Raw genomic sequence first — 10,329 nt, 5'->3', positions numbered from 1 at the left:
AGCCAGGAAACCGCCAGTGCCCAAGGCGTGTCAACTTAAGCTTTTTGTCCGCCATTCCTCCCGCCCACCCGGCAGTCCGCCAGGGAATGAATTCCCTGTCTAATAGCGAAAGTCCTCTAAAAGAGGACTAATGAATTATTCAGTCCTCTTTTAGAGGACTTTTGCTTTGAGGCAGGGGTTTCAACCCCTGTCGGACTATCGGTTTAACGAACCAAACCACCTAATCTTCCGGAATCCGCGTCTAGCAGCGGCCAAATGTGCTAACGTACAATCAAAAATCCCCATTTTCAACTATCGCGAGACAGATAACCGTGTTCGCTCAAGCACCTCCAACTCCCAATTACAAATGGTTTAGCTGCGTTTCTAGCACTGTTTTCACCGCATTGTGCCTGTTGCCCATTTTCACCGCTGCGGGATACGCCCAAACTGCCCAAAATAGACCGATCAAAATCGGCGTGGTGCAGCGGTTTGGCACAAAAGCAACCGACAAACTGACGCTGAAAGCATTACCGGGCGACAGCTTAACTTTGCGTTACAAAACTCCTCAAGGCATAGAAACCAAAACGGCTGCTAGCGTCAAGTTAGAAATAGCCCCGAAACCACTGGAAACGCCGACAGTAGAAGAACGAGTGGTACTAAGTTCCCACCGCAGTTTCGAGAGTGCGGAAGACAGCGCCAATCAGTGGCGCGCCCAGGGAATTGAAGTAGAAATTGCTCAACCTTTGCGCTGGCAAGTTTGGGCGAAAAGAGATGTTTATAACTCTCCTTTGGTGCGGCGCTGGCTGTTGCAAAGTTTGCAAGCTCAAGGGAACACAACAGCTTTTTTGGATTCCAAAGTTTTTAAACAAGTACCCCAGGCATTTTGGGTTTTAAACGGCTTTCGCTTCAACCGCAATGAGTTGGATGTGACGGCGGGGAAAAATGTGATTGAGGTATTGGAACAAACTACCCAAGAGGCGACAGCTATTGAACCCGAAAAAGCTATTCAACAAACTCGCCGTTATGGCGGCAGTTTGCACCTGCAAAAAAATTCTTACGGCACTTATACTTTGGTGAATAAAGTGCTGACCGAAACTTATTTGCGGGGTGTGGTTCCTCACGAAATTGGGGCTTTTTCGCCTTACGCTGCGATTGTGGCTCAAACTATTTTGGCGAGAACCTACGCCCTGAGAAATTTGCGCCGGTTTGCTGTAGATAATTATGAGTTGTGCGCTGATGTTAACTGCCAAGTTTATCACGGTTTAACCGAGGTTTACCCGCAAAGTGATAAGGCGATCGCCCAAACGAGCGGTTTGGTGCTAGCTTACGAAAATCAGCTAGTAGACGCGCTTTATTCCGCGTCTAGCGGCGGCGTGACAGCGACTTTTAACGATGTGTGGGAGGGCGCGGAACGTCCATATTTGCGATCGATCGTCGATTCCCCTAATAATATTTGGGATTTGTCCAAGCAGAGTTTGTCTGACGAAAACAACTTCCGCCGCTTTCTGAGTTTGGAAACAGGGTTTAATGAGGAAAAAGAAGACACTTTTCGGTGGCGCGAACCAGCTTCTTTGACCGCGATTGGTGGATTTCTCAAACAGTATCTTCAGAAGAAACAGCACCCGCTGGCTAATCTTAAAACTGTCACTCAAGTAGAAGTGGTGGAAAGGTCGGCCGCAGGTCGAGTTTTGAAAATGAAGGTTCAAACTGACTTGGGCCCCATCGATATCGACAAAGACGAGATTCGCAATGCTTTTTACCCGCCGATTAGCACGCTTTTTTACCTAGAACCAATTTACAATCCCGACAAAACTCTCAACGGTTATGCTTTTGTCGGAGGCGGCTTCGGACACGGGGTGGGAATGAGTCAGACTGGTTCTTACAATTTGGCTAATTTGGGCTGGAATGGATCTCAAATTCTGAGCTTTTATTTTCCCGGCGCTCAAGTTGTGCCGCTCAGCGATAACATTACATTTTGGCGCGAATAGTCGATCGAAGTCGGCCTAAGAGTCGGCGATTTAAATCATCGCCACTACACAAACAAAGTCCGCCTTTGCGGACTAAATATCAGCCGTAAAACTTTTAGATTTTAGACTTTGGATTCTAGATTGGTTTCACAGTTAATCTAAAATCTGCCATCTAAAATCTAAAATTATTTGGTCAGCTATCTGCTCAAACAGCTAGGAATTCATAGCTGGGAGTGACAGACTGCTGGCGGCTTTGTTGCAATGTTAGACACAGAAACCCGGTTTCTTAACATAATTGCCGTATTTCAGCTTAATTCTGGAAACGAGAAACCGGGTTTCTTAGGGTATCACGCAGAGCGTCCTTTCTTAGTAGAGCGATTCTTCTTGGTGAGTTTCGATCGTACAGTCAGACTTGGGATAGGCGACGCAGGTGAGGACAAATCCGGCCTCGATTTGGTCATCGTCCAAGAAAGATTGGTCGGATTGGTCAATTTCGCCTTTGGTGATTTTGCCGGCGCAGGTGGAGCAAGCTCCAGCGCGGCAAGAGTAGGGGAGGTCGAGTCCTGCTTCTTCAGCAGCATCAAGAATGTAAGTATCGTCATCAACGTCAATGGTCTGGTTAATTCCTTCGGCTTCGCTGATGAGGGTAACTTTGTAAGTTGCCATGCACTAAATCCTCTCAAAAATTCAACAAGATTGATAATTTTTCCTAATGCAAACTTCAAGGCTCTATTAGCTTTGAGGTTAGGTCTTAGGTTCGTTCCCTCTATGATAGTAGGGGATAGAAGGGAGGTTGACACACTTATTTACAAAACATTTGAATGGGATTAGTTATAACTTTTTCTAATTTCATCTTGATTACTTATACCTATCTTGGATTCAGCCTTGTGATACTGTTGCCGCAAGACTTGCGCTAAATAATCCGGTTTCCAAGAAAAATCCTGTTTTGAGCCCTACAGCACAAAAACCGGGTTGTTGGTATGCGGTGTGTCGATCGAGTTTCAGCAAGACTTGCTGCAAGGCAAGTCCCAGCAGGCGGTGAAATGTATAGTTAGATGGCATCAAGACTTGGGTGTTGAAGGCTCGATCGAATAAATCGCACCACAACCACAGCTTAAAATCGGGGCGATAGAACCCTAAACCCCTGCAGCGCAAGTCTGTAACTATCTAAAATCTTAAATCTCAAATCCCATGACTAATATTGATACTCGCTTTGGTTCTTCCGTTAATTCTCCAATTCGCGTGGGAATTGTGGGTACTGGTTTTGCCGCTAAGTTGAGGGCCGAGACAATTCAAGCTGATGGGCGATCGCACTTGGTAGCGGTTGCGGGCCACACCCCGGAAAAAACCGCAGAATTTTGTCAAGGGTTCGGGGCAGAAGCTGCGGTTTCCTGGCGCAAGCTGGTAGAAAGAGACGATTTAGATTTGGTGATTGTCTGTACGGTGAATCGGGATCACGGGGCGATCGTCCTGGCGGCGTTAGAAAATGACAAGCACGTTGTGGTGGAATATCCTCTATCTTTAGACGTATCTGAAGCAGAAAGGGCGATCGAACTTGCCGCCCAAAAGCAAAAACTCCTCCACATCGAACACATCGAACTGTTAGGCGGTTTGCACTCCTCAATCAAAGAATCTTTGCCATTAGTGGGTAAAGTTTTTTACGCCCGCTACATTACTATTACTCCTCAACATCCAGCCCCGCAGCGGTGGACTTATCAACATTCCCTCTTTGGCTTTCCCTTAGTTGGCGCAATTTCGCGACTGCACCGATTTACCGATTTGTTCGGAGAAGTGACAAGCGTTAACTGTCAAGCTCAATTTTGGGACAGTCAGCCGGATTTCTACAAAGCTTGTTTGTGCAATGCACAGTTGCGCTTTGCCAATGGCGTTGTCGCTGAAGCTGTTTATGGAAAAGGAGAGACTTTTTGGCAGTCGGAAAACATTTTTACCATCTACGGAGAAGCAGGAACCCTGGTTTTTACTCCAGAATCCGGTCAATTAATTCAGGGAGAAAATCGGCGCAACCTCAAAGTAGGAACGCGACGCGGCTTGTTTGCCAAAGACACCGATATGGTGTTGGAATATTTGTCAAACGGTACGCCTTTGTACGTGAATACTTCCAGTAGTTTGTACGCTTTGAAGGTTGCAGATGCTGCGAGGCGATCGAGCGAAACTAGGCAAACTATCGCCCTTATAAATTGATAAAAAGCTATGAAACAGAAGGTTATTTGATTTGGGAAAAAAATTCAATAGAACGGAGATATTGCACCTTTCTCAATTACCTATAACAATCCTAATCCTAAATCATTTGTGTAATTCTTGTAGGGGCAAACCCCCCGTGGTTGCCCCCATGAAGCCGGGTAGGCAAAGAAAGGCATTACCCCTACATCTTTGTAAGACTCCTGGAAGGAATGCTATATTCCTTCCAGGATATGAGCTAGTTTCCATCCCAAAAAGATAGGTTCAAACCGTCGAAGTCCATGAACAAGGGTAGGCATTCCGGGAGGCACGGAAATGGAATAAGCTGTGGAGCATTTAAACAACTAACGAGGCTTGTAGGGTGCGTCAGGAGTGAACACTTACGCGCTTATGCGGGAAACACTTCTGTACTGACGCACCATACTATCGTCTTTTAAATGCCGAACAGCTTATCAGCTTCAATAGTGGTATAAAAGTAATGATGGCGATGGAGCTCGCCGAAACCGCCCTTCGTTATTAATAATCTTCATAACGTTTAAAAGGCTGATGGCTCCTACTGTTCCGACTTGTGGCGGAAGGGTAGGATAGTGCGGATGCCTCGATCGATCTTTCCCCTACAAGTCACGTTCATCCATTCAGCTTCAAGGTGGCGTGATGTTAGAAAGTATGATCTGGATTTTATTAATGGGCTTTTTTGTCGGGCAGATTGCTCGACGGCTGAAAGCTCCAGCACTCGTAGGTATGGTGCTGGTGGGCATTTTATTAGGCCCGCAACTGGGGAATGTCATTAGCCCAGAGGTTTTGGGCGCAGCGAATTCTCTTCGCACCATTGCTGTGATGGTGATTTTGATGAAAGCGGGGTTAGGACTCGATCGCGAAAAGCTATCCCAACAGGGAACCGTGGCGCTGCGATTAGGCTTTCTGCCTGCCGCTTGCGAGGCCGTCGCCATTGCTGTCGCTGCGATGTGGCTACTTCAGTTTGATTTTTTGACGGGGCTACTGCTAGGCTGCATCATTGGTGCGGAATCTCCAGCAGTGATTGTTCCCGGAATGCTGCGGTTAAAAAGTTTAGGTTGGGGAGTAAAAAAAGGAATTCCCGATGCGATTCTGACGGGGAGTGCCTTGTCAGATGTATTGCTTTTGCTGGTGTTTAGCCTACTGCTAGCATTTCTATCCCAAGGGAAAGCTACAGCCATTACCTTAGTGGGAGGAATCACCCTCAGCCCTCTGCAATTGCTGCCATTTCAAATCTTCATCCAAATTACCTTGGGGGTGCTGTTGGGATGGGTGACTGCTCGAATTTTGGTGTCACTATTAGTCAAGCAAAACTGGACTCAAACTGCGGTTCATGACTCTCTAGTCGCTGCTGGCTTTGCCCTTGGGCTGGTAGTATCAGCCGAACATATTCCGGTTTTCTCTGGCTATTTGGCTGTCATGGCGGCGGGGTTTTTCCTGATTGAGTTGGATGCACCTTTAGCACGAAGATTGCGGGGTGGCTTTGATAATTTGTGGACGATCGCGGAAATTATTTTGTTTGTGCTACTGGGAGCTAGTATTCAACTTAATGTATTAGGCAATACCTTGCTGGTTGGTTTGTTGGTGTTGGCGATTGGGACTCTGATTGGGCGATCGCTCGGTTGGTATCTTTCCACTGTAGGTAGTAATTGGACTGGGAAAGAACGGCTGTTTTTGCTACCAGGAAATTCCGCTAAAGCAACGGTACAGGCGGCGATTGGGGCGATTCCCCTAGCTCAGGGCATTGCTGGTGGCGAGACGATTTTGGCGATCGCAGCTCTCTCAATTTTAGTAACAGCTCCCTTGGGTGCTTGGGCAATTCCCACTTGTGCTCCCAAACTATTAGAAAAAGGCGAAGTTGACCCTACAAAAGTAGCTATTTCCGGTCGTCCAGTTTTTCTCGCCGCAGTAGACGCTTCCCCCGTAACAGCAGATGTTTTAACTAAAGCCGCAGACTTAGCTCGGCGCAGTGATGGAGATGTGATTGTTTTGTATGTAGATAATCTGGGAGAGCAAAGCACAAACTTACAATTACAACAACAAGCACAACGAATATTATCAGATATTCGCTATGAGTTCCTGAGTCTTTCGGGTACAGTTCCACAGGAGATTATCCACGTGGCACAAGCTCGGCAAGTGGCATATATTGCGATCGGAAAACGAGGGCATCAACCTTGGGAAGAAGTGCTAATAGGTTCTGTTTCTCAAGCCGTCTTAGAAACCAGTCCTATTCCTGTCATCTTGGTGGAATGTAGTCATAAGTAGAAGGAAGAAAGAAGCAAGCAGCAAGAAGGATTTACTTAACTTACCTATTGTATCCCGTCCAAATTTATAAAAAAGGATGGTTTTTGATAAAACATCTTCATCAATTTTAGCAGTTTATCGCCTTGCCCCAACTCACGTGGTTGCCTAAAATTCGCGATCGCGCTCTGTTTGATGCGTCTGGTTACGTTTCAGCGATCGAGGCCTTGAAACGGGAGCATCTCATATTTGTAAAAACTATGGTTGTAAAAACACTTCTTCTGGCTCCTTCCTTCTTCCTTCTTCCTCTTTTCTCCTGGCTCCTGACTCCTGACTCCTAACTCCAATTTTGGGCTTGGCTGCTTTCATTGAGATGCTCCCCTTGAAACTCTGTGAGCAAGATTTTCAGCAATTTAGTCAGCAAGTGTATGATGCTCAGGAGTTATTTGAAACGCCGCCAGGAACTACTTCATAATTGGGGATTTCTTGAGATTGACCACCCCTCCAAACAATTGCTTTAAGTTGAACACTCCCAAACAAGAATCAGATTGTAATCGGGGACTGCACATAAACTGTAGGGTCTTCCATCGTAAAGACAATCCCATGGATTGAGAGCGATTTGGCAATTTTAGCCCTTGCCAACTCTAGTAGACGTTTACGCACTTCAATCGCATTATCTTGAGAACCTAAAATTGCAAAACTCACCCTTAATCTTTTTCCTGTTCCATCAGCCTGAGAGATATTGGTGCTGTTAGTATCAATCCCTGATAGGTAAGCGGTTTTTTCCATGATCACTTGTTGCACTAGCGCATATTCTCGTTCCCCTAAAACACTAGCAAAGTCCATATAAAATAACACCATGATTTTTTTGGCAAGAGTAACGTTTTCAATTTCTACACTTACAAGGATGGAATTGGGCATCACAATAATTGTGCCAGTGCCAAGGGAACGGATTTTGGTTGATCGCAAACCAATACTTTCTACTTTCCCTAATTCTCCACCTGGTAAGCGGATGTAGTCACCAGTAACAAAAGGACGATCAAGATATAAAACTAAAGTCGCAATCAGTTGTTCGAGAATTTTTTGAGCAGCAAAGGCGACGGCTAAACCCACCAACCCCAAACTTGCCACCAATCCAATCAAGTCAAAGTTGAGGCTGCTGGCAAAAGCAACTAAAGCTCCAATAAAGATCAAGATATGAATAATGGTCTCAAACACTAGAATGGCATCATCACTACTAGGGCTAAATTTGCTGCCCAACTTGAATCCGTAGGTACGCAGGTAGCGGCTACTTAGTTTTACTGATAACCAATATAAGCTTCCAATTAAAAATAGATTGATAATCGGCTTTAGGAGATTATAAACGACTGGTACTAATGGTTCTAATAAGCTCACCGACCAACTGATACAAATACTGAGAACTGCAAATTCCAAAAGGCGATCGCTCGGTTGAACAATTTCTATATAGATAGTTTCTAAGGTGTGGGGAGCTAGTTTTTTAAGCGCTAATTTTACTAAATCTGTAGCGTAGTGGCTAAATACAAAGGAACCTCCTACTGCTCCAAAAAATAGCAGCCACTGGGGCTGAGAGAATGGGGAAATAAACTGATAGCGTAGACTGCGTAAGATGGGAAACCAGTCGGAACTGACTATGGCGATCGCACCCCAGCTAAAACTAAAAAAAATCTTGCTGAAAATTCCAGTTTGAAACTTAAATATTCGGGTTGCTAGTCCCAAAAAAAGCCGCACTACGATCAGCGCTGCGATTACGCTCAAAATCCATAGACTTCTCTGCCAAAGATATTGGGGAGTGCGTTCTTTTTTAGCTTTGGCGATCGCTGTTTCTAGAATAGCCCGCCATTGATTAGCTTGTTGAGTTCTAGAAAACCCTGGCAGAACATCATTGGCTGTAACGGTGAGAAGGTAGTTATCATTTAAGGAAATAGAAGTAGCGCTGGTACTATCATCATTCCGCACATCAAAAGTTATGGGTTGATCAGTAGCGATCGCCTCCCTGAGAATATTATTAGCAAATTGGGTGCGCTCCTTTGCTGTAAATCGCTCCAAAGCTTGCAACTTAAAAAGGGGAATCCCATCAACAACCACCGGAGCACTACCATTAACAAAACCCTGACTAAAATTTTGAGCAGGATTTTGAGCAAAACTCATGGGAGTAAACACCAACAAACAAACCACTAAAAATAAGCTAGTCAGTTTAATTGCTCGTCTAATTACTTGTTTAGATAGAAATTGGCGCATCCACATAAATCGTTGGTTGGTTAAGGATAAAAGAAATATCATGTTTTTGAAGTTGCTTGGTAATTTTTTGGGTTGCCAAATCCAGCAATTGTCGTCTTAGTTCCATGGATAACTCATTAGAACCCAGGATAAAAAAGGAAACTTGAGCCTGATTTTCACTAAAAGAAACCTCTGTACTACGCCAATCTAAACCAAAAATATCCATAGTACAGTCCATCACAATTTGGCGGATCAATGCTTGCTCATCGGCAGATATTGATTTAAGAAACTCAAGTATCATTACAGACATGACTTTCTTTGCACCTGAAAAATTTTCAATGGTAGCTTGGGTAAGCGCATTATTCGGAATAATTGTGAGCGTGCCTTTACCAGAAGTGCGAATTTTGGTTGATCTTAAGCCGATACTTTCTACTCTACCAAAAGTACCTTGCTTACCCGTAGGCCCATCCGATAAGCCGATATAGTCACCAACAGTAAACGGACGATCGAGGGTTAAGACAATCCCCCCCAAAAATTGCTCTAAAGTCTTTTGAGCGGCAAAGGCAATGGCAATACCTCCAATCCCCAAACTGGCAACTATGCCGACAACGTTGATGTTATGGCTAATACAAAAAACTAAAATTAACGTTACACCGATCGCAAAGTCTCCAAAATACCGAATTAAGAAGATTGACTCGCCTTTAACTTTGGGGTTTGAGTCAAAAGTTACTCCTAAAATTGTGGTGTTAAAAAATTCTCTAAATAGTCTTGACAGCATCCAGCCGCTAAGTATAGTGATGCCAATACTCAGGCTAAGCTCGATTAAACTAAGCGATTTACCTTGAGGTATTAGAAGTAACATTACTTCCATTGCTGAAAGTGTTGATAACACCAAAAGTATGTTTTTTGAGCCAACCACTACCCGAATATAAGTTTGGCTTAATAATTGTGGAGCGAACCAACTTAACGGTAAGTTTAAGATTGAAAATAGCGCAATCCCCGCTAATGCTGTCACCACTCCTGCTACCAAAATAGAGCTTATTGCCCCTAAGCCATCGCCATTATTTAAAGCCAGGTCTGAGGCTTGATAAAGCGGATTAATTGTTTCTGTCATAGCAAAGTTTAATTATTCAAGTTTCGAGTTAGTTCAAAGTCGGAATCTCGCGCCATGCTTGTAGCATTGGGTGCATTGTTAGCCCTTACACAAATACCCAAAAGGCAACAACCCAGCCAAGGTAGAATGCTACTATCTTCCATTTTCTGCTTCCGCCATTACTTTGAACGCAGTTGGTTTGATTAGGATTTTGGTGGGGAAGATAACTTTAAAGTGCATTCCTGACGGCCTTTCTGATTGCATAGAAATCATGATTTTTTTTCCAGGTTTCGGAATTTAGATCCCCCAGAGTCCCCCTTAAAAAGGAAAATTAATTCTTCCCCCTTTTTAAAGCGGATCTTTTCTGCTTTTACGGCTTCGTCAATTGAGCCGATCAGGTAGAGGAATTTTTCGGGTGTATCCGAAAACTCCTCATTGATAATGCGATCGCATCCTTTTAAGGTATCTTCTAATTATACTATTTTACCTGTCAAACTCGTAAACAGCGCCGTTGTAAAGAAAGGTTGTATGAGAAAACTTTCTCAAGGCCGCGATCGGAATACAACTTTACGATCGCCTTGCGATAATTCTTATCAA

7 protein-coding genes and 1 riboswitch are annotated in these 10,329 nt (G+C 44.4%); of the genes, 3 read left to right on the top strand and 4 right to left on the bottom strand.

Annotated elements, in window-relative coordinates; translation table 11 throughout:
* Positions 1 to 311 precede the first annotated feature (311 nt).
* Entirely contained in the window at positions 312 to 1,967 is a 1,656-nt protein-coding gene (locus D0A37_RS26965) for a SpoIID/LytB domain-containing protein (protein ID WP_242719190.1), read from the top strand.
* 345 nt (positions 1,968 to 2,312) lie between these two features.
* Here the strand turns inward: D0A37_RS26965 and D0A37_RS26960 are convergent, their stop codons facing one another.
* Together D0A37_RS26960 and D0A37_RS26955 are read right to left on the bottom strand one after the other, a co-directional pair.
* The gene (locus D0A37_RS26960) at positions 2,313 to 2,612 is read right to left on the bottom strand and encodes a ferredoxin (RefSeq protein WP_106149950.1); all 300 of its coding nucleotides are present in this window, start codon (positions 2,610 to 2,612) and stop codon (positions 2,313 to 2,315) included.
* 213 nt (positions 2,613 to 2,825) lie between these two features.
* A complete protein-coding gene (locus D0A37_RS26955) occupies positions 2,826 to 3,008 on the bottom strand; it encodes a hypothetical protein (protein WP_242719188.1) in 183 nt (60 codons plus the stop codon).
* Between the two features lie 129 nt (positions 3,009 to 3,137).
* On the opposite strand from D0A37_RS26955, the gene D0A37_RS26950 reads away from it, so the two are divergent.
* Positions 3,138 to 4,148 carry a Gfo/Idh/MocA family protein gene (locus D0A37_RS26950; protein ID WP_242719186.1) on the top strand — a complete coding sequence of 337 codons (1,011 nt, stop codon included), beginning with the start codon at positions 3,138 to 3,140 and terminating at the stop codon, positions 4,146 to 4,148.
* A 471-nt stretch (positions 4,149 to 4,619) separates the two neighbouring features.
* Positions 4,620 to 4,708, top strand: a riboswitch (Fluoride riboswitch).
* Positions 4,709 to 4,799: 91 nt separating this feature from the next.
* Positions 4,800 to 6,425 (top strand): cation:proton antiporter, encoded by a 1,626-nt coding sequence (locus D0A37_RS26945; protein ID WP_242719184.1) that lies wholly within the window; start codon positions 4,800 to 4,802, stop codon positions 6,423 to 6,425.
* 519 nt (positions 6,426 to 6,944) lie between these two features.
* Here the strand turns inward: D0A37_RS26945 and D0A37_RS26940 are convergent.
* Together D0A37_RS26940 and D0A37_RS26935 are read right to left on the bottom strand one after the other, a co-directional pair.
* Entirely contained in the window at positions 6,945 to 8,702 is a 1,758-nt protein-coding gene (locus tag D0A37_RS26940; RefSeq protein ID WP_242719182.1) for a mechanosensitive ion channel family protein, read from the bottom strand.
* Positions 8,641 to 9,753 (bottom strand): mechanosensitive ion channel family protein, encoded by a 1,113-nt coding sequence (locus D0A37_RS26935; protein ID WP_242719180.1) that lies wholly within the window; start codon positions 9,751 to 9,753, stop codon positions 8,641 to 8,643. Before D0A37_RS26935 ends, D0A37_RS26940 begins: the two co-directional genes overlap by 62 nt.
* Positions 9,754 to 10,329 lie beyond the last annotated feature (576 nt).

Origin of the sequence: Microcoleus vaginatus HSN003 (assembly GCF_022701255.1) — a bacterium.
Lineage (GTDB): Bacteria > Cyanobacteriota > Cyanobacteriia > Cyanobacteriales > Microcoleaceae > Microcoleus > Microcoleus vaginatus_B.
Note: the sequence above shows the minus strand (reverse complement) of the source record. Positions and strands in the feature narration are given on the sequence as shown.